Genomic DNA, 24394 nt, shown 5'->3' on the forward strand with positions numbered 1-24394 from the left:
GCAGCGGGCTCGAACAACAAATCGTGTACTGTTTTTAGATTTATCTGGAACAATTCACTCGATTTTTGAGAACATGCCCGCTCCCAGAACGACGTTTTGCGACCAAATGGTCGCAAAACGGCGTATTTAGTCTGATTTTCCCAAGCGCAGCGCTTCATGTAGTATGCCGCGACGCGCACTACAAAAATGTTGAAACAAGAGCTGAATAGCTGAGCAGAGTGAGGCAAGCAATGACTGAACACGTTCAAGTCGGTGGCCTTCAGGTCGCCAAAGTCCTGTTCGACTTCGTGAACAACGAAGCCATTCCCGGAACCGGCGTCAACGCCGAGCAGTTCTGGATCGGGGCAGAGAAGATCATCAACGACCTCGCTCCAAAGAACAAAGCCCTGCTGGCCAAGCGTGACACCCTGCAGGCGCAGATCGACGCCTGGCACCAGGCGCGCAAGGGCCAGGCCCACGATGCTCCGGCTTACAAGGCCTTCCTCCAGGAGATCGGCTACCTGCTGCCAGAAGCGGCGGACTTCCAGGCCTCCACCCAGAATGTCGATGACGAGATCGCTCGCATGGCCGGCCCGCAGCTGGTAGTGCCGGTGATGAACGCACGCTTCGCCCTCAACGCCTCCAACGCCCGCTGGGGCTCGCTGTACGACGCGCTGTACGGCACCGACGCCATCAGCGAAGCCGGTGGTGCCGAGAAGGGCAAGGGCTACAACAAGGTACGCGGCGACAAGGTCATCGCCTTCGCCCGCGCCTTCCTCGACGAGTCTGCGCCACTGGCGGCCGGCTCCCACGTCGATGCCACCCGCTACAGCATTGCCGATGGCAAGCTGGTGGTCACCCTCAAGGGTGGCAGCAACAGCGGCCTGCGCGACGACGCGCAACTGGTCGGCTACCAGGGCGATGCCACGGCCCCTGTCGCCGTGCTGCTGAAAAACAACGGCCTGCACTTCGAGATCCAGATCGATGCCAGCACCCCGGTCGGCCAGACCGACGCCGCCGGGGTCAAGGACGTACTGATGGAAGCCGCCCTGACCACCATCATGGACTGCGAAGACTCCGTGGCCGCGGTGGATGCCGACGACAAGGTGGTGATCTACCGCAACTGGCTGGGCCTGATGAAGGGCGACCTGGCCGAGAGCGTGAGCAAGGCCGGCCAGACCTTCACCCGCACCATGAACCCGGACCGCGAGTACACCGCGCCCAATGGCGGCTCGCTGAGCCTGCATGGCCGTTCGCTGCTGTTCGTGCGCAACGTCGGTCACCTGATGACCATCGACGCGATCCTCGACAAGGATGGCAACGAAGTGCCCGAAGGCATCCTCGATGCGCTGGTCACCAACCTGGCTGCGGTGCACAACCTCAACGGCAACACCACCCGCAAGAACAGCCGTACCGGCTCGGTGTACATCGTCAAGCCGAAGATGCACGGCCCTGAAGAAGCCGCCTTCACCAACGAGCTGTTCGGCCGCGTCGAAGACGTGCTGGGCCTCAAGCGCAACACCCTGAAGGTCGGCATCATGGACGAGGAGCGCCGTACCACGGTCAACCTCAAGGCTTGCATCCAGGCCGCCAGCGAGCGCGTGGTGTTCATCAACACCGGCTTCCTCGACCGTACCGGCGACGAGATCCACACCTCCATGGAAGCGGGCGCCGTGGTGCGCAAGGGCGCCATGAAAACCCAGAAGTGGATCGGTGCCTACGAGAACAACAACGTCGACGTGGGCCTTGCCACCGGCCTGCAGGGCCGCGCGCAGATCGGCAAGGGCATGTGGGCCATGCCTGATCTGATGGCCGACATGCTCGAGCAGAAGATCGCCCACCCACTGGCCGGTGCCAACACCGCCTGGGTGCCGTCGCCGACCGCCGCCGCGCTGCACGCGCTGCACTACCACAAGGTCGACGTGTTCGCCCGCCAGGCGGAACTTGCCAAGCGTGCGCCGGCCTCGGTCGACGATATCCTGACCATTCCGCTGGCCACCGACACCAACTGGTCGGACGAAGAGATCCGCAACGAACTGGACAACAATGCCCAGGGCATTCTGGGCTATGTAGTGCGCTGGATCGACCAGGGCGTGGGTTGCTCGAAAGTGCCGGACATCAACGATGTGGGCCTGATGGAAGACCGCGCCACCCTGCGGATTTCCGCGCAGTTGCTGGCCAACTGGCTGCGTCACGGCATCATCAGCGAGGCGCAGGTGATCGAAGGCCTCAAGCGCATGGCGCCGGTGGTCGACAAGCAGAACGCCAACGACCCGCTGTACCGCCCGATGGCACCGGACTTCGACAGCAACATCGCCTTCCAGGCGGCGGTCGAGCTGGTGATCGAGGGTGCGAAGCAGCCGAACGGTTATACCGAGCCGGTACTGCATCGCCGTCGTCGCGAGTTCAAGGCGCGCAACGGGCTGTAAGCTCGTTACAGCGCTGCCTTACGCACCCCTTCGCTGGCAAGCCAGCGAAGGGGTTCAGCCGATGCCCAGCTCATGCCTCACCAGCTTCACCAGCTTTTCCAGCTTCTCCTGGTCGAGCGGCTTGAGCAGAAAGTCGACCACGCTCAGGTGCATTGCCGCAATCGCGTCCTGCACCTTGGCATCGCCCGACACGATGATGATCGGCAACGCGGCCTGGTCCGACTCACGAATCTGCTCGATGAACTCGATGCCCCCCACCGGCTGCATGCGCAGGTCGGTAATCAGCAGCCCGATTCTGGGTTCGCGCTTGAGGTAGTCGAACGCCACCGTGGTGTTTTCTGCGGCAAGGCAACGAATGCCATGGGCCTTCAAGTAACTCGCCAGCGCTTCGCGCGACCCTTTGTCGTCTTCGACGATCAGCACCTTGGGCAGCGCGGTCCCGCGCGCAGTCACGCTCGCCAGCGCCTTGCGCTCGGCTTCGCTCAGTATGTCGTCGGCTTCGGGCATGGCTGTTCCATCGTAAAAATATCCGTTGAATCAAGTTCAGACCGCAAACGCATGTGCCGCAACCCGCCTTTCGTCGGATAATTGACGCTTACCCACTTTAGACAAACGTCCAATGGGCACTGCGCACCCCGCGGCCGACCATGCAGCACGATAAAAACAAATGCTCGGCCCTCGGCGCCGACGCACAGATGCGGTAAAGCTCATGAGCAAGATGGACGCCTTCGACCAGGCCGGCAAAACCGCAGTACTGCAGAATATTCACGGCACCATGCAGTTCCTGCAACGCTTTCCTCCCTTCAACCAGATGGAAAACGCCCACCTGGCGTACCTGGTGGAACAATGCCAGCTGCGCTTCTACGCCAGCGGTGAGAGCATCATCAAGCCTGCCGACGGACCCGTCGAGCACTTCTACATCGTCAAGCAGGGACGCGTGGTGGGCGAGCGCAACCATGCCGCCACCGGCACCGAGACCACCTTCGAGATCACCGGAGGCGAGTGCTTCCCGCTGGCCGCCCTGCTGGGCGAGCGCGCCACCCGTACCGAACACCTGGCCGCCGAAGACACCTTCTGCCTGCAACTGAACAAGGCGGCGTTCATCCGTCTATTCGCACTCTCAGAAGTGTTTCGGGATTTTGCCCTGCGGGGCGTCAGCAGCCTGCTCGACCAGGTCAACCAGCAAGTCCAGCGCCGCGCGGTTGAAACCCTCGGCAACCAGTATTCGCTCAACACCCGCCTGGGTGAGCTGGCCATGCGTCATCCGGTCACCTGCGCCCCAGATACGCCCGTACGCGAGGCCGTACGCCTGATGCACGAGCAGCAGGTGGGCAGCATCGTGATCGTCGACGAGCAGCGCGCACCGGTCGGCATCTTCACCCTGCGCGACCTGCGCCAGGTGGTGGCCGATGCCAGTGCCGACTTCGCCGCGCCGATCGCCGCGCACATGACCGCCGCGCCTTTCTACCTCAGCCCCCAGGCCAGCGCCTTCGACGCCGCCATCGCGATGACCGAGCGCCATATCGCCCATGTGTGCCTGGTGCAGGACCAACGCCTGTGCGGGGTGGTCTCCGAGCGCGACCTGTTCTCGCTGCAGCGGGTCGACCTGGTACACCTGGCGCGCACCATCCGTCACGCCGCGCGGGTCGAGAACCTGGTGTCGCTGCGCGGCGAGATCGGCCAGCTGGTCGAGCGCATGCTCGCCCATGGAGCCTCGTCCACCCAGATCACCCACATCATCACCCTGCTCAACGACCACACCGTGTGCCGGGTGATCGAACTGGCGATCCAGGACAAGGGCGACCCCGGCGTGCCGTTCAGCTGGCTGTGCTTCGGCAGCGAAGGCCGCCGCGAACAGACCCTGCACACCGACCAGGACAACGGCATCCTGTTCGAGGCACGCGACGCGGCCCAGGCTGCCGAAATTCGCGCCCGCCTGCTGCCGCTGGCGCAGCACATCAACCAGGGCCTGGCGCAGTGCGGCTTCACCCTGTGCAAGGGCAACATCATGGCCGGCAACCCCGAGCTGTGTCTGTCGAGGGCCGAGTGGGCACGGCGCTTTGCCGCGTTCATCCGCGAGGCCACCCCCGAGAACCTGCTGGCCTCGAGCATCTATTTCGACCTGCGCGTGGTGTGGGGCGACGAACAGGCGTGCGAACAACTGCGCCAGGGCATCCTCGACCAGGTCGCCGACAACCGCCTGTTCCAGCGCATGATGGCCGCCAACGCCCTGCGTCAGCGCCCGCCCGTGGGGCGCTTTCGCGAGTTCGTGCTGACCCGCAGCGGCAACGACAAGGCCGCCACCCTCGACCTCAAGGTGCAGGGCCTCACGCCCTTCGTCGACGGCGCGCGCCTGCTGGCGCTGGCCAATGGCGTGCACGCCAACAACACCCTGGAGCGCCTGCGCCAGCTGGTAGGCAAGGAAGTGATCGACCCGCTCGATGGCGGCGCCTATGAAGAGGCCTACCACTTCATCCAGCAGACCCGCATGCAGCAGCACCAGTTGCAGACCCGCCAGAACCTGCCCTACTCCAACCGCGTCGACCCCGACAGCCTCAACGACCTGGACCGGCGCATCCTGCGCGAATCGCTGCGCCAGGCCCAGCGTCTGCAAAGCAGCCTGGCCCTGCGCTACCAACTATGAGCTACCTGTCATGAGCCTGTTCGCCTGGCTGCGCCCCAGCCAACCCGCACTGGACGCCGCCCAGCAGCAGCGTCTGGCCCAACTGCCCGGCCCCGCCCCGCTGCAGGACCACACCCTGCGCGCCCAGCGCTGGGTGGTGCTGGACCTGGAAACCACCGGTCTGAACCTGAACCGCGACCAGGTGCTGTCGATTGGCGCGGTGGTGATCGAGGACGGCGCCATCGACTTCAGCCAGCAGTTCGAGCGCACCCTGCACCGGCATGACCACAAGCCGGGCCCCAGCGTGCTGATCCATGGCCTGGGGCCCAGTGCGATTGCCGCCGGCTGCGTGCCGGCCGATGCACTGCTCGACCTCATGGCGTTCATCGGCGACAGCCCGCTGCTGGCGTTCCACGCCGGCTTCGACCAGCGCATGCTCAGCCGCGCCCTGAAGGACAGCCTGGGCTACCGCCTGCAGCACCCGTTCATCGACGTGGCCGAGCTGGCCCCGCTGCTCAACCCCGACGTGGTGTTGCGCGACGCCGGGCTCGACGACTGGACCGCGCACTTCGGCCTGCAGGCCGGTGAACGCCACCACGCCAGCGCCGATGCACAGGTCACTGCCGAACTGGCACTGATCCTGTTCAGCCAGGCGCGACGCCAGCACATCGACAGCCCGCTGCTGCTGGAGCATCGCCTGCAAGGCTGGCGCCGGCGACGGCAACACAGCCACGGCTTCTGACCAGCCCCGGATACGTCATCCGATGAGCGTTAATTGCACAGTGCCAGCGGCTCTGACACAATCGCGAATAATTCTCGTTAGTTAACGCATCTATTCCGGGGAACACCTTGTCGTCAGTGCAAAGCCCACACGGTGAGCTGGTTGGTGCGCTGTACCGTGACCATCGCGGCTGGCTGCTGGGCTGGCTGCGGCGCAACGTCGCCTGTGCCGAGCGCGCCGAAGACCTGAGCCAGGACACCTTCGTGCGCCTGCTCGGGCGCGAGCAGCTGCCCGCACCACGCGAGCCGCGGGCGTTCCTGGCCGCGGTGGCGCGCGGCCTGCTGTTCGACCACTTTCGCCGGGCGGCACTGGAGCAGGCGTACCTCGCCGAACTGATGCTGATCCCCGAAGCCGAGCAGCCGTCACCGGAAGAACAGCACCTGATCCTCGAAGACCTCAAGGCCATCGACCGCCTGCTGGGCAAGCTGTCGAGCAAGGCGCGCGCCGCGTTCCTGTACAACCGCCTCGACGGCATGGGCCATGCCGAGATCGCCGAGCGCCTGGGCGTGTCAGTGTCGCGGGTGCGCCAGTACCTGGCCCAGGGCATGCGCCAGTGCTATGTGGCGCTGTACGGCGAGCCGACATGAACGGCTTCAGTAGCAGGCCGGTATCGGCCAAGGTGCTTGATGCCGCCATCGCCTGGCAGCTGTGCCTGGATGCGGGCAGCGCCGAGGAGCGTGCCGATTTCGAGCGCTGGCACGCGGCAGACGAAGAACATGCGCGGGCCTGGATGCAGCTGGGCATGCTCAACCAGCGCTTCGCCGCAGCGGCCGGCCCGGCGCGCAAGGCCCTGGGCGAAACCCGGGCCGGCCTGCGCCAGCGCGTGCGCAAGCTGGGCAGCGGGCTGGCCAGCATCGTGCTGGTGGGCGGCCTGCTCGGCTGGCTGAGTACCCACCAGAGCCTGGACTACTGGCTGGCCGACCAGCGCACGGCCACCGGCGAGCAGCGCAGCCTGCGCCTGGAGGACGGCACCCTGCTCAGCCTCAACACCCATTCGGCGGTGGATGTTCGCTTCGATGGCCAGCAGCGCCTGATCGTGCTGCGCGAGGGCGAGATTTCCATCGAGACCGGGCACAAGGATGACCGTCCGTTCATCGTCGCCACGGCCGACGGGCGCCTGCGTGCACTGGGCACACGCTTCCTGGTGCGCCTGGAAGACCAGGGCACGCGCCTGAGCGTGTTGCAGTCGGCGGTGGCGGCCAAGCCGCAGGACAGCGGCGACGAGCAGATCGTGCGCGAAGGCCAGCAGGTGATGATGAGCCACGACCAGCTGGGCAGCATCGATCCGCTGGCCCTGGGCGCCGACGCCTGGACCCACGGCATGCTGGTGGTCGACAACGTGCGCCTGGATGCGCTGGTGCAGGAGCTGGGGCGTTATCGCAGCGGCTACCTGGGGGTGTCGCCGGAGGTGGCCGGGTTGCGCATTACCGGCAGCTTCCCGCTGCACGACACCGACCTTGCGCTGCAGTCGCTGCTGCCGACCTTGCCGGTGCAGGTGCAAAAGCGCACGCCATGGTGGGTGACGATCGTGGCCAAGGGCGAGACCCCGTAAAACGCCTTCGCCTGCAACGCCCTCCTGCAGGAGCGGGCGTTGCCGGCGAAGGCCTCAACATTATTTTTTACCCACCCCCTGACACTTTTCCCTTTTCACTCGGCATGGAAGCTAGTTAGCACTATTGCGCCGAGGAACCGCTGCATGTCCCGTCCCCTTGAAAAGCTGTTGCGTCATTGCCTGCTGACCCTGGCCCTGACCAGCACCGCCGCCATCGCCGCCGAATCGAGCGCCGCGCGCAGCTACAGCCTGCCCGCCGGGCCGTTGTCGACCACCCTCAACCTGATCGCCAGCCAGGCCGGCATCGCCCTGACCCTGGACCCGAGCCTGGCCAGCGGACGCACCTCGGCGCCGGTCAGCGGCCAGTACGACGGCCTCGGCGCCCTGCAGGCCGCCCTGCGCGGCACCGGCCTGCAACTGCAGCAGAGCAGCGCCGGCACCTACAGCCTGATCGCCGCCCCCGAAGGCAGCCTGGCCCTGCCGGAAACCAGCATCAACGCCGCCGGCGACTACGAGAGCGCCTGGGGCCCGACCACCGGCTACGTCGCCACCCGCACCGCCGCCGGCACCAAGACCGACACCCCGATCGTCGAGGCGCCACGCTCGATGTCGGTCATCACCCGCGAACAGCTCGACCAGCGCCAGGTGCTCAACCTCAACGACGCGCTGCGTTACACCGCGGGCGTGCAAAGCAGCGGCTACGGCTCGGACTCGCGCGCCGACTGGCTGCGCGTGCGCGGCTTCGACCCCACCCAGTTTCTCGACGGCCTGCCGCTGCCCAAGGGTTCGTTCGCCAACCCCAAGGTCGAACCCTGGAACCTGGAACGCATCACCGTACTGCGCGGCCCGGCCTCTTCGGTGTATGGCCAGACCCCGCCCGGCGGCATGCTCGACATGCTCAGCCGACGCCCGCAGGCCGAAAGCGCGCACCAGATCGAAGCCCAGGTCGGCAGCAACGAACACCGGCAGATCAACTTCGACAGCACCGGCAAGATCGACGACGCCGGCCAGTTTCTGTACCGGGTCAGCGGCGTGGTACGCGACAGCAACGCACCGGTCGACCATATTCCCGACAAGCGCTACAACCTCGCCCCCAGCCTGACCTGGAACGTCGACGACGACACCAGCCTGACCTTCATCTCGCAGTTCACCCGCGACGATACCGGCATTACCGGGCAGTTCCTGCCCTTGCAGGGCACCCGGCTGGCCTCGCCTGCCGGGGCGAAGATTTCCCACCACAAGAACCTCGGTGAGCCGGGCTGGGACTTCTACGACCGCACCTATTACGCCCTGGGCTACGCCTTCGAGCACCGCCTCGACGACGTATGGCAGCTGCGCCAGAACCTGCGCTACACCAAGAGCGACCTGTCGTTTCGCGCGGTCAACGTGGCCACCTTCAATACCGTAGAACCCGACGGCACGGTCAACCGCGAGGCCGGCATCGTCAACGAAGACATCAGCCAGTTCGCCGTCGACAACAACCTGCAGGCCAACTTCAGCACCGGCGCGCTGGAGCACACCCTGCTGCTGGGCCTGGACCACCAGCGCTCCAACACCAACTACCAGTGGCTGTATGGCGGCTCGTACAACTACGACGCCAACGGCAACATCAGCGGTATCAACGTGCCGCCGATCAGCCTGATCCGGCCGGTGTATGGCGCAGACATGTCCAACGTGAGCTATTTCGCGCTGCAGGACTACGGCCAGAAAACCCGCCAGACCGGCGTCTACGTGCAGGACCAGATCGCCCTGGACAACTGGCGCCTGACCCTGGGCGGGCGTGAGGACTGGATTCACACCGGCACCACCTTCCACAACAAGGGCGACGCCACCAGCACCCAGCGCGACAAGGCCTTCACCGGCAACGTGGGCCTGAGCTACGTGTTCGACAACGGCCTCACCCCGTACCTGTCCTACACCGAGTCGTTCCAGCCGACCACCGGCGCCAACGTGGATGCAGCACAGTCGTTCAAGCCCACCGAAGGCCGCCAGTACGAAGTGGGCGTCAAGTTCCAGCCGGTGGGCAGCAACACCCTGCTGACCGCTGCCGCCTACGACCTGCGCCAGAGCAACGTGAAGGTCACCGAAGGCAGCATCTCTCGCAGTGTCGGTGAATTGCAGGTGCGCGGCATCGAGCTGGAAGCCACCAGCGCCGTCACCGACAACCTCAAACTGGTCGGCTCCTACACCTACACCGATACCGAGATCCGCAAGGGCGTGCCTGGCGAAGTCGGCAACCGCATGGCGCTGATCCCGCGCAACCAGGCCACCCTGTGGGCCGACTACACCTGGCACGCTGGCCCGCTGGACGGCTTCGGCATGGGCGCCGGGGTTCGCTATGTCGGCGATACCTACGGCAACACCGCCAACACCGAGGTGGCGCATGTAGGCTCCTACACCGTGTACGACGCTGCCTTGCACTACGACCTGGGTCGCCTGGACAGCAGCATGAAGGGGCTGAGCGTGGCGGTGGAAGCCAAGAACCTGTTCAACAAGGACTACCTGGCCAACTGCGACGGGTTCTGGTGCTACTACGGCGACCAGCGCAACGTGGTCGCCAGCGTGAACTACACGTTCTAGGGCCAACGATGAAGAGCCAAACCATACGTCGCTGGTCGTGGGTGCATACCTGGAGCAGCCTGGTGTGCACGCTGTTTCTGCTGTTGCTGGCGCTGACCGGGCTGCCGCTGATCTTCCACCACGAGATCGACCACCTGCTGGGCGATGCGCCCGAGCTCAAGGTAATGCCCGCCGACACACCCAGACTCGACCTGCAGGCCCTGGTGCTCAAGGCCCAGGCCCATCGCCCGGGCGAGGTGATGCAGTACTTCGGCTGGGACGAGGACGACAGCAACGGCGTGATCGCGATCATGGCCGCCACCGCCGGTACCGAGCCCAACTCGTCGCACACCTTCATGCTCGACGGGCGTAGTGGCGAGGTGGTGGAGATGCCCTCGGCCAACGGCGGCTTCATGCTGACCATGCTGCGCCTGCATGTGGACATGTTCGCCGGCTTGCCGGGCAAGCTGCTGCTGGCCTTCATGGGCCTGCTGTTCGTGGTGGCGATCATCTCCGGGGTGGTGCTGTACGCGCCATTCATGCGCAGGCTGAAGTTCGCCACGGTACGCCACGACAAATCGCGGCGCCTGCGCTGGCTCGACCTGCACAACCTGATCGGCATCGTGACCCTGACCTGGGCGCTGGTGGTGGGCGTGACCGGGGTGATCAGCGCGCTGTCCGACCTGGTCATCGCCGCCTGGCGCAACGACAGCCTCAGCGCGATGATCGCACCGTACCGCGATGCACCGCCGCTGACCGCACTGGCCCCGGCCAGCCGTCTGCTGGACATTGCCGCCGAGGCGGCGCCGGGCATGCAGCCGGACTTCATCGCCTTCCCCGGCACGCGCTTTTCCAGCGAGCACCACTATGCGGTGTTCATGAAGGGCAGCACCCACCTGACCGCTCACCTGCTGACCCCGGTACTGATCGATGCCAGCACCCTGCAGGTGACGGCGATTGGCGAGCGGCCGTGGTACATGGACGCGATGGGCCTGTCGCAGCCGCTGCACTTTGGCGACTACGGCGGCCGGCCGATGCAGATTCTATGGGCGCTGCTGGATGTGCTGACGATCATCGTGCTCGGCAGCGGCGTGTATTTGTGGTGGGTGCGCAGGCGACGTGATGAAGCGTGAATCGAGGTTCTGGAAGGTGTTCGGCATGCCGGGCCTGATTGCCCTGCTGGGCGCAGTGGGGCTGTTCGCGGCGCTGCTGGGGGATGGCCCGTGGGATGTGCTGGCGTGGGTGGGGCTGGCCCTGCCGGTGGGGTACAGCCTGCGAGGTTTTTGGCCGGCCGCGCGATAGTCTTGGTCGGCAAGGCCGGCGCCTGCAAGGTTTCACGTCGTCTGCAGGAGCCGGCCTTGTCGGCGAAGGCGCAGGTCAGTCAGCCAGTTTCGGCAGGCACTCATCCAGCCGCTGGTGCAACGCACTGTCCGCCGGCCAGTTGCGCAACAACCGCGCCCGGTCACGGGCGAAGGCCTTGGCGAAACTGAGCTGGGTGGCGTGCTGGCACATCGCATCAAGGTCGATCAGCGACCATTGACCGTCCTGCCAGAACAGGTTGTGGCCCTTCAGGTCGCCGTGGCTGATGCGTTCGCCCATCAGCTGCTGCAACAGGGTCTGCAGCGCTTGCAGTTGCTCCTCTGGCACCTCGGCGCTGTCGACGTAGGGCGCAAAGCTCTCGATCAGGTCCGGCCCGTCGGCATACTCGGTCACCAGGTACGCACGGCTGCGCAGCCCCAGCACGCGCTGCTCCAGCACCGCCAGCGGCCTGGGCGTGGCGATGCCGAGGAACTCCAGGCGATGCCCTTCGATCCACGAATGCCAGGCCCGGCTGGGGCGCCAGAAGCGCTTGAACCAGTGGGCGGTGTTCTTGATGTTGTAGCGCTTGAGCACCAGGCTGCGACCGCCCGCCTCGACCCGTGCCACGCTCGCCGCGCCGCCAGTCTTGTACAGGTGGCCCTGGTCGATCAGCGCGTCGGCCTGCTCCAGCACCGGCAGCATGGCCGCCACCTCCGATCGACGGATCGCGCGCAGGCCCGAGGCCCCGCGCTGCACGCTGAACAGCGTGCACTCGCGACCAGCCTTGTCCAGGTAGTCCTTCAGACGCCAGCTGCGCACCTTGTCGATCTGCTTCTGCAAGGCTTCCAGCGGCAGCGCATGCTCGCCGTTGACCAGCACGTAGTGAACCAGCAGTTCCTCGACGAAGGGCTCCAGGCGCTTGGGCAACTGCGCAAAGAACACCCCCAGGTTCTGCAGCACCTGCTGACGCGACAGCGGCTGGCCCGGGGTTTCGGCCTTCACCCCCGCGCCATCGATCAGGTACAGCTCCCCGCCATGGCGCAGCAGGTTGTCCAGGTGCAGGTCGGCCTGCCACAGGCCCTTGGCATGCATCTGCGCCACGGCGCGCAGGGCTTCGCCCAGCACTTCCTGCTGGGCATCGGCAAGCACCGGCAGGCCCTCGACCGCCGCCCAGGCATCCGCCAGGCTGTGGGCGTGCTCAAGAAATTCGAACAGCAGCCAGCCGCCCTCGCCTTCACGCAGGCCGTCGGCCAGCAGCAACGGCGTGGTCAGCCCCTGGCTGGCCAGCAGGCGCGCACCGTCCAGTTCGCGCTGGAAGTGGCGGGCGGCGCTGCTGCCCACCAGCAGCTTGGCCAGCACCGGCTTGCCACGCCAGATCCCGGCACCGACATACCGCTGCCCCGGCAGCACCCGCAGCAGGCTGAGCAGTTGCAGCTCGGCCGGCCCGGCGGCGTCGGCCAGGGCAATGCTCAATGGCAGTTGCGGGCTGCGCCCGGCGTCCTTGAGTTCAGACAAACGCATCAGCGGGCCTCTTTTTCACGACGGCGATGCAGCAGGCGCTGCAGCCAGGTATCCACCAGCGTACTGTCGGCCGGTTGCTCCAGGTAGGCGGCCAGCATCAGCCGTACATCGCTCTCGCTCCATGCGCCAGCACGACGCAGCAGCGGCTCCAGGTCCTTGAGGCGATCACGCTGGCCCAGCAGCAGCGGCCGGGTTTTCTCCAGGTCGATCAACTGCGCCTGCCAGCCTTCGCTGCGCTCGCGCAAAAAGATGTGCTTGGGGTAGAAGCAGCCATGCACCTGCCCCGCCGCGTGCACCGTGCGGGCCAGTTCGCCACAGGCGCGCAGGATGCCCTGGCGTTGCTCCAGGGCCAGTTGCGGCCACTGCCCGAGCAGGTGGTCAAGATCGCTCCAGTCATCCAGCGCACGGGTCATCAGGATCGCGCGGCGCTCGCCGTCGACCCTGCGCTCGGCGTAGAACACCGCCTGCAAGGCCGGGATCTGCAGCTTCTGGTAGCGCTTGATGTTGCGAAACTCGCGGGCGAAAGTCGGCTCGCCGAAGGGGCTGTGCAGGGTGCGCGTGAGGTAGTCGCTCTGGCGCTTGAGGTAGAACCCTTTGCCCTCCAGCTCCAGGCGGTACACGCGGCTCCAGCCGCCGCGCCCGGTGTTGGGCTCGTCCACGGCGTCCAGCTGCAGCGCCCACAGCGCCTCGAAGCTGTTCAGGCCGTGGCGTTCAAGCAGTGCAGCTTCGGCACTGGCCAGGAAATCACTCATTCGCGCCCCTCGAAAAACGTCACGACGTGCCGCACGCGGCGCTTGTCCGACGCGTTCAGGCGATCGCGACGGCGATATTGCAGGTAGAACCGCAGGCGCTGGGTGGCCGACAGGTGATACTTGGCCACCTTGTCCAGGCAGGCCAGATCCTTGGTGATGCGATAGCGCAGCATGAAGCCGACCCAGAACGCACCGGTCGGGCAGTCGATGAAGAACAGCATGCCCTTGTCATCGACCAGCAGGTTGCGCCACTTGAGGTCGTTGTGGGTGAAGTGATGGTCGTGCATCACCCGCGTGTGGCGGGCCAGCTGTCGGCTGACATGGTCGACCCAGCCGGCATCTGCCAGGCGCGGGTCGTTGCGCTTGGCCAGTGCCGAGAGGTCCTCGGTGCGCGGCAGCTCGCGGGTGATCATGGCGCCCCGGTGGAAGGCGAAGCCGCGCCGCTCCAGGCCGCAGGCCACCACCTCGGCGGTGGGGATGTCCCACTTGGCGAACTGCTTGAGGTTCTGCCACTCGGCCTTGATCCGCGGGCGCCCCAGGTAGCGGCGCAGGCCCTTGCCGGCGCCGGTGTAGCGCTTGACGTAGTAGTTCACCCCGCCGCGCTCCACGCGAATCACTTCGCTGAGCGGGTCGTGGGTGAGGCGTTCGCCCTTGAGCGCGAACACCGCATCGATGCTGCCGAAATCCTGTGCCAGGGCCGAGTAGGCCGGCTCCAGTGTCCAACCCGCCATCAGAGCGCGTCCCCATACCGTTGTTTACGCTCGTAGAGCTTGTTTGCCTTGCCCTCCAGCCAGCGCAGCAAGGTGGCGTGCTCGGCCAGGATCTGGCGCAGCGGCTGCTGGAAGTAGCCGCGCAGAAAGCGCAGCTTGTCGCGTCGGGTCAGGCCGATGTCCAGCGCCGAGAAGTACAGCGCGGCCAGGTCCTTGTCGCGCCAGCGTCGGGAAATGCTGGCGCGGGTCTGGGCCCGGTGCAGGTCGATCACCGACAGCCTGAATTCGTCCGGGGTTACCGGGCGGTCGGTGTGCAGCAGAAAGTGGCAGATGTAGCAGTCGCGGTGGTTGACCCCGGCGCGGTGCATCATGCCGGTCATGCGCGCCACCTCGGCGATCAGCGCGCGCTTGAGACGCGGCGCCGGCGGCGTCCTGACCCAGTCGAGGCTGAAGTCCTCGAGGCTGACGGTGGGCGCCAGCTCCTCGGTGACGATGAACGAATGCTGGGTCGCCGGGTTGCTGCCGCGTTCGCCGTAGGCCACCGCGGTCATGGTCGGCACCCCGACTTGGTGCAGGCGCTGGATGGCCTGCCATTCCTGGCCGGCACCGAGCACCGGCAGCTTGGCGGTGAACAGGTTCTTGAAGATCTCGCCCCAGCCGATGCCGCGGTGGATCTTGACGAAATAACCGTTGCCCTCGACCTCGGTGCGCAGCGTGCGCCGGCCTTCCAGCTCGCGGTACACCTCGCCTTGCAGGGCCTCGACGGCGTCGAAGGCATCGCGCCCGGCCCACAGGCGCTTGAAGGGTTCAGCCAGTATCAGTTTCATGCGCGCTCCTGCGCCAGGATCACGTCGGCCGCATGCTGCGGCATGCTGTACAGGTCGGCGGTGTCGGCGAATGCCAGGCCGTTGCGGCCCCAGTCGGCACGCGCCGCATCGTCTTCGAGCATACGTTGCAGGTAGCGGTTGAGTTGCTCCTGCTCGAACGGCTCGTCGAGCACCAGGCCGGCATCGGCCTCAGCGATGTAATGGGCATAGCCGCACACTGCCGAAACCAGTACCGGCAACCCGGCCACCACGGCTTCGAGCAGCACGGTGCCGGTGTTCTCGTTGTAGGCCGGGTGGATCAGTGCGTCGGCCCCGAGCAGAAAGCGCGGGATATCGCTGCGGCCCTTGAGGAACTGCACCTGCTCGGTCAGCCCCAGGGTCGCGCTCTGCAGCTGGAACACCTTGGGGTCGTCCTGGCCGATGACCATCAGCCGGGTGCGCTTGCGCAGGCTGTTGGGCAAGGCGGCCAGCGCCTTGAGGCTGCGGTCCACGCCCTTGGTCTTGAAGCCCGAGCCGATCTGCACCAGCAGGCGCTCGTCGTCCGCCAGGTTGAACTCGCGGCGAAACTCGGCGCGGATCTCGGCGGCATTGGCCGGCGCCCGGCGGTCCTGGCTGATGCCCGGAGGCAGCAGGTGGAAGCGCTCGGCGGGGGTGTCGTAGTGCTTGACGAACAGCGGCTGCTGGACCTCGGAGATCATCAGGATCTGGGTCTTGGCGTCCTTGCCGAACACCGCACGCTCGTACTCGGCAAAGTGGCGGTAGCGACCCCAGCGGCGGTACAGCGAGTGGCGCAGGTTCTGCGCCTTGTCCTCGAAGCAGCCGTCGGCGGCGTAGTACACGTCCAGCCCCGGCATCTTGTTGAAGCCGATCAGGCGGTCGACCGGGCGCCTGGCCAGGTCGGCCTGCATCCAGTCGGTGAGCTTCTCGTTGCGCCTATGGTTGAACAGCGCCTTGACCGGCGCCACCAGCACTTCGAAGCCCTCGGGCACGTCGCCCTCCCAGATCAGGGTATACACCCGGATCTGGTGGCCACGGCGCTGGCACTCCAGGGCGATGCGCATGAAGTCACGCTGCAGGCCGCCGAAGGGGAAATACTTGTAGAGCACAAAGGCCAGTTGCATCAACGCACATCCTCTGCCCGCAGCAACGCGCTCAACTGGCTCGCCACACGCTCGGGGTTCAGGCGAGTGAAGCACAGCGGCCACTCGCGTTTGAGATCGAACCGGCGCCGGTCGTCGGCGCTCGGCTTGTAGGTGCACTTCTTCTGCAGGCACGGGGCGCAGGGGAAGTCACTGCCCAGGTGCACCTGGGCCTTGCCGTAGGCCCCGGTCAGGCCCGGGTTGGTAGGGCCGAACAGCGACAGGGTAGGCACATCGAGTGCCGCCGCCAGGTGCCCAAGGCCGGTGTCGACGGCCACGCAGGCCTTGGCGGCAGCCAGCACCCGGGCGACCCCGGCCAGGTTCAGCCTGGGCAGCACCTGGGCGTTCTTCAGGCCCTGGGCGATGCGCTCGGCGCGGGCCTTTTCGGCCGGGTTGCCCCATGGCAGGCAGATATGCAGGCCGGCACGCCCCAGGCGTTCGGCCAACTGGCGCCAGTACAGTTCGGGCCAGTGCTTGGTGTCCCAGGTGGTGCCATGCAGGAACACCACGTAGGGCTTGGTGGGTATCTCTTCCAGGCGCGAGCGATCCAGGCCGTAGTCACCCAGCCCCGAGGGCAGGTCGTAGCCCAGCGCCAGGGCGAACAGCTGGCGCACCCGCTCCACCGCATGCTGCCCGCGGGCCACCGACAGGCGCCGGTCGTAGAAGCGGCTGGCCAGCCCCTCGCGTGCCGAGTAGCGGTCCAGCCCGGCCACCGGCGCCTTGACGTAGCGGGTCAGCCAGGCGCTTTTCACCAGGCCCTGGGCGTCGATCACCAGGTCGTACTTGCGCTCGCGCAGGCGCTTCTTGAACTGGCGCCATTCGCCGTTCTTCAAGGTTTGCCAGAGGTTCTTGCGCCAGCGACGGATGGCCACCGGGATCACGTGATCGACCGCAGGGTGCCAGGTGGGGATTTCGGCGAAGCCTTCCTCGACCACCCAGTCGAAGCGGATGCCGGGAATGGCGTGCGCCGCGTCGGTCAGTGCCGGCAGCGCGTGGATGACATCCCCCAGCGAGGAGGTCTTGATCAGCAGTACCCGCAACTTAATCGACCTCGACCGTGACGTCGACCAGCGACGGACCGTTGAGCCGCTGCAACGCCGAGGCCACCGCCTCCGGTTCCAGCAGACGCAGGCAATTGTAGTGGCCGAAGCGGCAGGTGCGGTCGAAGCACGGGCTGCATTCCAGCCCCAGGCGCACCACCTCGACCTGGTCGGCCAACGGTGGGGTGAAGCCCGGCGAGGTCGACCCGTACACCGCCACCAGCGGGCGATTGAGCGCTGCAGCCACGTGCATAAGCCCCGAATCGTTGGACACCACCGCATCGCTGCACGACAGCAGGTCGATCGCCTCGGCGAGCGAGGTCTCGCCGCTGAGGTTCACCGACTCTTCACGCAGGCCCGGGATCAGCCACTCGCGGATCGATTCACCCACCGCATGGTCGTTTTTGGAGCCGAACAGCCACACCTGCCAGCCTTCGCGAATCTTGATTTCCGCGACCTTGGCGTAATGCTCCGAAGGCCAGCGCTTGGCCTCGCCGAACTCGGCGCCGGGGCACAGCGCCAGCACCGGGCGGTCCAGGCTCAGGCCGAACTTGGCCAGCGCCGCATCACGGCTGGCGGTCTCGATCTGCAGGCTGGGGCGCGGGTAGGGTTTGGGCAGCTCGGCACCGGCGGGGTAGCCCAGGGCCATGAAGCGCTCGATCATCAGCGGGTAGCGCGCCTTGTCGAGGGTGCGCACATCGTTGAGCAGGCCGTAGCGCAGCTCGCCGCGCCAGCCGGTGCGCTGCGCGATACCGGCAAAGAACGGCACCAGCGCAGACTTGAGCGAATTGGGCAGCAGGATCGCCTGGTCGTACTGACCGGCCAGCGACTTGCCGATGCGCCGGCGCGTGGCCAGTTCCAGCGCGCCGTGGCCGAGCGGGAAGCTCAAGGCCTGGCGCACTTCGGGCATGCGCTCGAGGATCGGGCGGCTCCATTCGGGTGCCAGCACATCGATCACGCACGCGGGGTGACGCTGCTTCAGCACATGGAACAGCGTCTGCGCCATTACCATGTCGCCCACCCAACTGGGCCCAATGATCAAAATTCTCATGCTTTATCCAGAAACGATCAGGGAGGCTACAGCCTGTTTTCCAACAGCCTGGCCTCCCCTCTTTATAATCAGGCGTGGTGCGACCAGTGTACGCCACTCAGTGTAGGACGTGGTCGCCGCCGCTTCATTGCGCCGTATCGCCTGGTGGCTGTTCAGCCCGCGTTCAGGTCAACCCCAGCTCGCCCCAGATGCGCCGTACCTGCCGGCGCTCGTCGACGAACTGCCCGGCGTCGATCACCCCGGCCTGCTTCTGCAGGGCCTGGCGGTGCGCGGCGGAGCGGAAGGCCTTGTACACTTCACGCAACAAAATTGCATCGCTGGCCGGCATCAGCCCGACCTCCTCCAGCCCTTCGAGAATGCGGATGTTGTCGGTGTAGCGCAGCAGTGCCGGGTGCGTGTGGGACCAGGCCAGGGCCGCGTATTGCACCATAAATTCAATATCGACGATACCACCGGCATCCTGCTTGATATCGAAGGCAACCCCGCTGTCGAAGGCGTTGGGCCCAAGCCCGGCCTGGGTCGCCCGGGTGCCGAGGTTGTCGCGCATCTTGGCGCGCATGTCGCTGACTTCGGCCCGCAGCTTGTCCAGGTCGCGGGCCTGTCCCAGCACCTGCGCCCGCACCCCCTCGAAGGCCGCCCCCACCTGCGGGCAGCCCACCAGCACCCGCGCACGCACCAGTGCCTGGTGTTCCCAGGTCCAGGCCTCGTTGCGCTGGTAGCGCTCGAAGGCGCCCAGCGAACTCACCAGCAAACCCGAAGCGCCGGACGGGCGCAGGCGCATGTCCACGTCATACAGCTGGCCGGAGTTGGTCTGGGTGGTCAGCAGGTGAATGATGCGCTGACCCAGGCGGGTGAAGAACTGCGCACTGTCGATGGGCTTGGCGCCATCGGTCTCGGCCTGGGGGTCACCGTCGTGGATGAACACCAGGTCCAGGTCCGAGCCGTGGCCCAGCTCGATGCCGCCGACCTTGCCGTAGCCGACGATGATGAAGCCGGGGTCGCACAGGCTGCCATCGCTGCGCCTTGGCTGGCCATGACGCGCCACGGTCTGGCGCCAGGCCAGGGCCAGCACCTGGTTGAGAATGGCTTCGGCCAGCCAGGTCAGGTAGTCGCTGACCTTCATCAGCGGCAGGTTGCCGGCGATTTCCGAGGCGGCCACGCGCAGGCTGTGGGCCAGCTTGAAGTGACGCAGCGCTTCCATCTGCTGTTCAAGGTCATCCTCGGGGATGCGCGTGAGACGCTCGCGCAGCTCGGCGGCCAGCTCCGGTGCTTGGGGCGGGCTGAACAGGCGGCCTTCGTTGAGCAGTTCATCGAGCAGCAGCGGGAAGCGCGTGATCTGCTCGGCGATCCACGGGCTGGCGGCGCACAGGGTCAGCAGGCGGCGCAACGCACCGGGGTTTTCGGTCAGCAGCACCAGGTAGGCCGAGCGCCGCGCCACGGCCTCCACCAGCGGCAGCACGCGTTCGAGCACCAGGTCCGGGTCGGCGTGCTCCACCGCCTGCGCCAGCAGGCGCGGTATAAAGGCATCGAGGCGTTCGCGGCCCAGGCGCTGCATGGCACGCAACTGCGGGCTGGCGCGCAGGCTGGCCAGCTGCTTGAGCGCCCTGGCCGCATCGGCGAAGCCGGCGTCGGTCAACTGGCGGCAGGCGGCCTCTTCGTCCTGGGCTTCTTCCCACAGCGGCAGCCACTCGCCACCGACCACCACTTCGCCCTCTTCGCCTTCCTCTTCATCGGGGTCGGCGATCACCTGGCGGAAGTGCCAGTCGATGCGCCCGCGCCAGTGCATCAGTTGCGCGTGGAAGCTCGCCCAGTCGGCAAAACCGAGCATGAAGGCGATACGTGCGCGGTCCAGTTCGTCGTCGGGCAGCATCTGGGTCTGGCGGTCGGCGATGGCCTGGATGGCGTGTTCGGTATAACGCAGGAACTCATAGCCCTCGCGCAGCTCGCTCACCACCGCCGGCGGCAGGTAGCCCTGGCCTTCGAGCGTCGCCAGCACCTTGAGCAGCGGTCGCTGCTGCAGGCTCAGGTCGCGCCCGCCGTGGATCAGCTGGAACGCCTGGGCGATGAACTCCACCTCGCGGATGCCACCGGCGCCCAGCTTGATGTTCTCGGCCATGCCCTTGCGCCGCACCTCCTGCTGGATCAGCTGCTTCATGGTGCGCAGCGCCTCGATCGCCGAGAAGTCCAGGTAGCGCCGGTACACGAACGGGCGCAGCAGGTCCTGCAGCTGCGCGCCGGCCTGCTGGTCGCCGGCCACCACACGGGCCTTGATCATGGCGTAGCGTTCCCAGTCGCGGCCCTGGTCCTGGTAGTACTGCTCCAGTGCATTGAAGCTGAGCACCAGCGCGCCGGACGAGCCGTAGGGGCGCAGGCGCATGTCGACGCGGAACACGAAGCCGTCGACGGTGATCGGGTCCAGTGCCTTGATCAGGCGCTGGCCCAGCCGGGTGAAGAACTCCTGGTTGTCCAGCGGGCGCTTCACGCCCACGGTTTCGCCGCCCTCGGGGTAGGCGAAGATCAGGTCGATGTCCGACGACAGGTTCAGTTCCACCGCCCCCAGCTTGCCCATGCCCAGCACCACCATCTGCTGGGGCAGGCCGCTGCGATTGCCGGTGGGGGTCCCGAACTGCGCACACAGGCGCGGGTACAGCCATTGATACGCCTGGTCGATGGCGGCATCGGCCAGGTCGGACAGGTCGCGGCAGGTCTGCACCAGGTCGGCCTGGCGGGTCAGGTCGCGCCAGATGATGCGCACCTGCTGGCGGGTGCGCTGGCGGCGCAGGTTGCGCGCCAGTTCGTCTTCGCTGCCGGCGGCCTGCGCCGCACCGGCCACCTGGGCACACAACTCGCCGGCGGCGAAGGCGCGGTCGAGCTCGCCGCTGGCGGCCAGGGCCAGCAGCATCGCCGGGTCGCGCACGCTCTGTTCAAGCACGAAATCGCTGGCCGCCGCCACGCGGGCGAACTCGGTCCAGCGCTGCTCGTTCCAGTCGTCCAGGCTCAGCCCGTCGACGGCCGCGACGGCGTTGCGCAAAGAGGTGGCATTACGGCTGACCAGCGGTTGCAGGGCAGCGGGCAGTTCGGCCAGCAGGGGCAGGCTCATGGTCTATCCTTGATCGGCGTGAAAGGGTTGGTGGCACTTGGGCAAGGGAACTCGGCGTACGGTTCGACTGTCGTACAAAGGTCATAAATAGCTGAAAAACGTAATTCTTTGATAGAAATCATCGCAAACAACCGCATGCCGACCAGTTTTTAACCACCGGTATCGTTTTATCCCACAACCCGAACAGGGGCCACGAGCTTATCCGTGTAGTTTTACTACTGCTTTTTTACTGTCAACGCATGTAATGAGGATCGATTTGTAGTAAAACTACACGCCGCCGGTACAACGCCCGGTAATCCAAGAATTTCATGTCGTCTGCCCAAAAGGCCAGTCGCAAACTCAGGCAACCGATTCTGGAAGCCTTTCCGCCCTGGAGCAAGCCATGCAAGACCTCGATCCCGTCGAAACCCAGGAATGGCTGGACGCCCTGGAGTCGGTTCTCGACAAAGAAGGCGAAGACCGCGCTCACTATCTGATGACCCGTATGGGCGAGCTGGCCACCCGTAGTGGCTCCCAGCTGCCGTATGCCATCACCACGCCATACCGCAACACGATTCCCGTCACCCACGAAGCACGCATGCCTGGCGACCTGTTCATGGAACGCCGCATTCGCTCGTTGGTCCGCTGGAACGCGCTGGCCATGGTAATGCGCACCAACCTGAAAGACTCGGACCTGGGCGGCCACATCTCCAGCTTCGCCTCCAGCGCCACGCTGTACGACATCGGCTTCAACTACTTCTTCCAGGCCCCGACCGACGAGCACGGCGGCGACCTGATCTACTTCCAGGGCCATGCCTCGCCGGGCGTCTACGCCCGTGCCTTCATGGAAGGCCGCATCAGCGAAGACCAGATGAACAACTTCCGTCAGGAAGTCGATGGTCAAGGCCTGTCGTCCTACCCGCACCCGTGGCTGATGCCTGACTTCTGGCAGTTCCCGACCGTGTCGATGGGCCTGGGCCCGATCCAGGCGATCTACCAGGCACGTTTCATGAAGTACATGGAAAGCCGCGGCTACATCCCTGCCGGCAAGCAGAAGATCTGGTGCTTCATGGGCGACGGCGAGTGCGACGAGCCGGAATCCCTGGGTGCGATCTCCCTGGCAGGCCGCGAGAAGCTGGACAACCTGATCTTCGTCATCAACTGCAACCTGCAGCGCCTCGACGGCCCGGTTCGCGGCAACGGCAAGATCATCCAGGAACTCGAAGGCGTGTTCCGTGGTGGTGGCTGGAACGTCAACAAGGTGGTCTGGGGCCGTTTCTGGGACCCACTGCTGGCCAAGGACGTCGACGGCATCCTGCAGCGCCGCATGGACGAAGTCATCGACGGCGAGTACCAGAACTACAAGGCCAAGGACGGCGCGTTCGTCCGTGAGCACTTCTTCAACACTCCTGAACTCAAGGCCATGGTCGCCGACCTGTCCGACGACGAGATCTGGAAGCTCAACCGTGGTGGCCACGACCCGTACAAGGTCTATGCAGCCTACCACCAGGCGGTCAACCACAAGGACCAGCCTACGGTCATCCTGGCCAAGACCATCAAGGGTTACGGCACCGGTGCTGGCGAAGCCAAGAACACCGCGCACAACACCAAGAAGGTCGACGTCGACAGCCTGCGTCACTTCCGCGATCGTTTCGACATCCCGGTCAAGGACGAAGACCTGGAAAACCTGCCGTTCTTCAAGCCTGAAGAAGGCAGCGCCGAAGCCCGTTACCTGAGCGAGCGCCGTTCTGCCCTGGGCGGTTTCGTGCCACAGCGCCGGGCCAAGAGCTTCAGCATCCCGACCCCGCCACTGGAAACCCTCAAGGCGATCCTGGACGGCTCGGGCGACCGTGAAATCTCCACCACCATGGCCTTCGTGCGCATCCTCGCGCAGCTGGTCAAGGACAAGGAAATCGGCCAGCGCATCGTCCCGATCATCCCGGACGAAGCGCGTACCTTCGGTATGGAAGGCATGTTCCGCCAACTGGGCATCTACTCGTCCGTCGGTCAGCTCTACGAGCCCGTCGACAAGGACCAGGTGATGTTCTACCGCGAGGACAAGAAGGGCCAGATCCTCGAGGAAGGCATCAACGAAGCCGGCGCCATGTCGTCGTTCATCGCCGCCGGTACCTCGTACTCGAACCACAACCAGCCGATGCTGCCGTTCTACATCTTCTACTCGATGTTCGGCTTCCAGCGTATCGGCGACCTGGCCTGGGCCGCTGGCGACAGCCGCACCCGTGGCTTCCTGATCGGCGGTACTGCCGGGCGTACCACCCTCAACGGTGAAGGCCTGCAGCACGAAGACGGTCACAGCCACATGCTGGCCGCGACCATCCCGAACTGCCGCACCTATGATCCGACCTACGGCTACGAGCTGGCGGTGATCATCCAGGACGGCATGAAGAAGATGACCGAAGAGCAACAGGACGTCTTCTACTACATCACCGTGATGAACGAGTCCTACCAGCAGCCTGCCATTCCGGCCGGTGTCGAGGAAGGCATCATCAAGGGCATGTACCTGCTCGAGGAAGATACCAAGGACGCAGCGCACCACGTCCAGCTGATGGGCTCCGGCACCATCCTGCGCGAAGTGCGTGAAGCGGCGAAGATCCTGCGTGAAGAGTTCAACGTCGGTGCCGACGTGTGGAGCGTCACCAGCTTCAACGAACTGCGTCGCGACGGCCTGGCCGTGGAGCGCAGCAACCGCCTGCACCCTGGCCAGAAGCCCAAGCAGACCTACATCGAGGAGTGCCTGGGCGGCCGCAAGGGCCCGGTCATCGCCTCTACCGACTACATGAAGCTGTTCGCCGAGCAGATTCGTCAGTGGGTACCGAGCAAGGAATTCAAGGTCCTGGGTACCGATGGCTTCGGTCGCAGCGACAGCCGCAAGAAGCTGCGTCACTTCTTCGAAGTCGACCGTCACTTCGTGGTGCTGGCTGCCCTGGAAGCCCTGGCTGACCGTGGCGAGATCGAACCGAAGGTCGTGGCCGATGCCATCACCAAGTTCGGCATCGACCCGGACAAGCGCAACCCACTGGACTGCTGAGGAG

The 24394-nt window shown here is 65.8% G+C and carries 18 protein-coding genes; 9 read left to right on the top strand and 9 right to left on the bottom strand.

Annotated features, from left to right (window positions below):
- Positions 1-230: 230 nt before the first annotated feature.
- Complete coding sequence (locus NJH59_RS00425; protein ID WP_043863672.1) at positions 231-2408, top strand: malate synthase G; 2178 nt, start codon at positions 231-233, stop codon at positions 2406-2408.
- A gap of 54 nt (positions 2409-2462) precedes the next feature.
- Here the strand turns inward: NJH59_RS00425 and NJH59_RS00430 are convergent, their stop codons facing one another.
- A complete protein-coding gene (locus NJH59_RS00430) occupies positions 2463-2915 on the bottom strand; it encodes a response regulator (RefSeq protein WP_054915983.1) in 453 nt (150 codons plus the stop codon).
- A gap of 202 nt (positions 2916-3117) precedes the next feature.
- On the opposite strand from NJH59_RS00430, the gene NJH59_RS00435 reads away from it, so the two are divergent.
- The 7 genes from NJH59_RS00435 (at position 3118) to NJH59_RS00465 (ending at position 11225) form a co-directional block, all read left to right on the top strand.
- Positions 3118-5052 (top strand): DUF294 nucleotidyltransferase-like domain-containing protein, encoded by a 1935-nt coding sequence (locus NJH59_RS00435; RefSeq protein WP_043863670.1) that lies wholly within the window; start codon positions 3118-3120, stop codon positions 5050-5052.
- A 10-nt stretch (positions 5053-5062) separates the two neighbouring features.
- On the top strand, positions 5063-5773 hold the full coding sequence (locus NJH59_RS00440) for a PolC-type DNA polymerase III (RefSeq protein WP_043863669.1): 711 nt from the start codon (positions 5063-5065) through the stop codon (positions 5771-5773).
- Between the two features lie 107 nt (positions 5774-5880).
- Positions 5881-6399: an RNA polymerase sigma factor gene (locus NJH59_RS00445; RefSeq protein ID WP_043863668.1), complete on the top strand. Its 519-nt coding sequence runs from the start codon at positions 5881-5883 to the stop codon at positions 6397-6399.
- Positions 6396-7364: a FecR domain-containing protein gene (locus tag NJH59_RS00450; RefSeq protein WP_054915985.1), complete on the top strand. Its 969-nt coding sequence runs from the start codon at positions 6396-6398 to the stop codon at positions 7362-7364. Before NJH59_RS00445 ends, NJH59_RS00450 begins: the two co-directional genes overlap by 4 nt.
- A gap of 144 nt (positions 7365-7508) precedes the next feature.
- On the top strand, positions 7509-9944 hold the full coding sequence (locus NJH59_RS00455) for a TonB-dependent siderophore receptor (protein WP_253086215.1): 2436 nt from the start codon (positions 7509-7511) through the stop codon (positions 9942-9944).
- An 8-nt stretch (positions 9945-9952) separates the two neighbouring features.
- A complete protein-coding gene (locus NJH59_RS00460; RefSeq protein WP_253086216.1) occupies positions 9953-11056 on the top strand; it encodes a PepSY domain-containing protein in 1104 nt (367 codons plus the stop codon).
- The gene (locus tag NJH59_RS00465) at positions 11043-11225 is read left to right on the top strand and encodes a hypothetical protein (protein ID WP_088514279.1); all 183 of its coding nucleotides are present in this window, start codon (positions 11043-11045) and stop codon (positions 11223-11225) included. Before NJH59_RS00460 ends, NJH59_RS00465 begins: the two co-directional genes overlap by 14 nt.
- Before the next feature lie 75 nt (positions 11226-11300).
- Here the strand turns inward: NJH59_RS00465 and NJH59_RS00470 are convergent, their stop codons facing one another.
- The 8 genes from NJH59_RS00470 to glnE all read right to left on the bottom strand — a co-directional run bounded on the left by NJH59_RS00470 (position 11301) and on the right by glnE (position 21362).
- Complete coding sequence (locus NJH59_RS00470) at positions 11301-12743, bottom strand: lipopolysaccharide kinase InaA family protein (RefSeq protein ID WP_043863663.1); 1443 nt, start codon at positions 12741-12743, stop codon at positions 11301-11303.
- A complete protein-coding gene (locus tag NJH59_RS00475; protein ID WP_054915989.1) occupies positions 12743-13495 on the bottom strand; it encodes a lipopolysaccharide kinase InaA family protein in 753 nt (250 codons plus the stop codon). The genes NJH59_RS00470 and NJH59_RS00475 overlap by 1 nt, the downstream gene beginning before the upstream one ends.
- On the bottom strand, positions 13492-14226 hold the full coding sequence (locus NJH59_RS00480; RefSeq protein ID WP_078480851.1) for a lipopolysaccharide kinase InaA family protein: 735 nt from the start codon (positions 14224-14226) through the stop codon (positions 13492-13494). Before NJH59_RS00480 ends, NJH59_RS00475 begins: the two co-directional genes overlap by 4 nt.
- Positions 14226-15032: a lipopolysaccharide core heptose(I) kinase RfaP gene (gene rfaP, locus NJH59_RS00485; RefSeq protein ID WP_253086217.1), complete on the bottom strand. Its 807-nt coding sequence runs from the start codon at positions 15030-15032 to the stop codon at positions 14226-14228. Before rfaP ends, NJH59_RS00480 begins: the two co-directional genes overlap by 1 nt.
- On the bottom strand, positions 15029-16153 hold the full coding sequence (locus NJH59_RS00490) for a glycosyltransferase family 4 protein (RefSeq protein WP_088514278.1): 1125 nt from the start codon (positions 16151-16153) through the stop codon (positions 15029-15031). Before NJH59_RS00490 ends, rfaP begins: the two co-directional genes overlap by 4 nt.
- Positions 16153-17211: a lipopolysaccharide heptosyltransferase I gene (gene waaC / locus NJH59_RS00495; RefSeq protein ID WP_054915991.1), complete on the bottom strand. Its 1059-nt coding sequence runs from the start codon at positions 17209-17211 to the stop codon at positions 16153-16155. The genes NJH59_RS00490 and waaC overlap by 1 nt, the downstream gene beginning before the upstream one ends.
- A 1-nt stretch (position 17212) precedes the next feature.
- Positions 17213-18262 carry a lipopolysaccharide heptosyltransferase II gene (gene waaF / locus NJH59_RS00500; protein WP_043863657.1) on the bottom strand — a complete coding sequence of 350 codons (1050 nt, stop codon included), beginning with the start codon at positions 18260-18262 and terminating at the stop codon, positions 17213-17215.
- Positions 18263-18425: 163 nt separating this feature from the next.
- Positions 18426-21362 (bottom strand): bifunctional [glutamate--ammonia ligase]-adenylyl-L-tyrosine phosphorylase/[glutamate--ammonia-ligase] adenylyltransferase, encoded by a 2937-nt coding sequence (glnE, locus tag NJH59_RS00505; RefSeq protein ID WP_229588945.1) that lies wholly within the window; start codon positions 21360-21362, stop codon positions 18426-18428.
- A 382-nt stretch (positions 21363-21744) separates the two neighbouring features.
- Here glnE and aceE point away from each other — a divergent pair, with 382 nt between their 5' ends.
- Positions 21745-24390 (top strand): pyruvate dehydrogenase (acetyl-transferring), homodimeric type, encoded by a 2646-nt coding sequence (aceE, locus tag NJH59_RS00510; protein ID WP_043863655.1) that lies wholly within the window; start codon positions 21745-21747, stop codon positions 24388-24390.
- The last annotated feature ends 4 nt before the right edge of the window (positions 24391-24394 follow it).

The sequence above is a fragment of the Pseudomonas sp. VE 267-6A genome, assembly GCF_024126555.1.
In the GTDB taxonomy this organism is placed as follows: Bacteria; Pseudomonadota; Gammaproteobacteria; order Pseudomonadales; family Pseudomonadaceae; genus Aquipseudomonas; species Aquipseudomonas palmensis.

Bases quoted from the DNA above. Each gene is read 5' to 3' on its own strand.
- NJH59_RS00425 (WP_043863672.1), top strand. From the start codon at position 231: ATGACTGAACACGTTCAAGTCGGTGGCCTTCAGGTCGCCAAAGTCCTG.
- NJH59_RS00430 (WP_054915983.1), bottom strand. From the start codon at position 2,915: ATGCCCGAAGCCGACGACATACTGAGCGAAGCCGAGCGCAAGGCGCTG.
- NJH59_RS00435 (WP_043863670.1), top strand. From the start codon at position 3,118: ATGAGCAAGATGGACGCCTTCGACCAGGCCGGCAAAACCGCAGTACTG.
- NJH59_RS00440 (WP_043863669.1), top strand. From the start codon at position 5,063: ATGAGCCTGTTCGCCTGGCTGCGCCCCAGCCAACCCGCACTGGACGCC.
- NJH59_RS00450 (WP_054915985.1), top strand. From the start codon at position 6,396: ATGAACGGCTTCAGTAGCAGGCCGGTATCGGCCAAGGTGCTTGATGCC.
- NJH59_RS00455 (WP_253086215.1), top strand. From the start codon at position 7,509: ATGTCCCGTCCCCTTGAAAAGCTGTTGCGTCATTGCCTGCTGACCCTG.
- NJH59_RS00460 (WP_253086216.1), top strand. From the start codon at position 9,953: ATGAAGAGCCAAACCATACGTCGCTGGTCGTGGGTGCATACCTGGAGC.
- NJH59_RS00470 (WP_043863663.1), bottom strand. From the start codon at position 12,743: ATGCGTTTGTCTGAACTCAAGGACGCCGGGCGCAGCCCGCAACTGCCA.
- NJH59_RS00475 (WP_054915989.1), bottom strand. From the start codon at position 13,495: ATGAGTGATTTCCTGGCCAGTGCCGAAGCTGCACTGCTTGAACGCCAC.
- NJH59_RS00480 (WP_078480851.1), bottom strand. From the start codon at position 14,226: ATGGCGGGTTGGACACTGGAGCCGGCCTACTCGGCCCTGGCACAGGAT.
- rfaP (WP_253086217.1), bottom strand. From the start codon at position 15,032: ATGAAACTGATACTGGCTGAACCCTTCAAGCGCCTGTGGGCCGGGCGC.
- NJH59_RS00490 (WP_088514278.1), bottom strand. From the start codon at position 16,153: ATGCAACTGGCCTTTGTGCTCTACAAGTATTTCCCCTTCGGCGGCCTG.
- waaF (WP_043863657.1), bottom strand. From the start codon at position 18,262: ATGAGAATTTTGATCATTGGGCCCAGTTGGGTGGGCGACATGGTAATG.
- glnE (WP_229588945.1), bottom strand. From the start codon at position 21,362: ATGAGCCTGCCCCTGCTGGCCGAACTGCCCGCTGCCCTGCAACCGCTG.
- aceE (WP_043863655.1), top strand. From the start codon at position 21,745: ATGCAAGACCTCGATCCCGTCGAAACCCAGGAATGGCTGGACGCCCTG.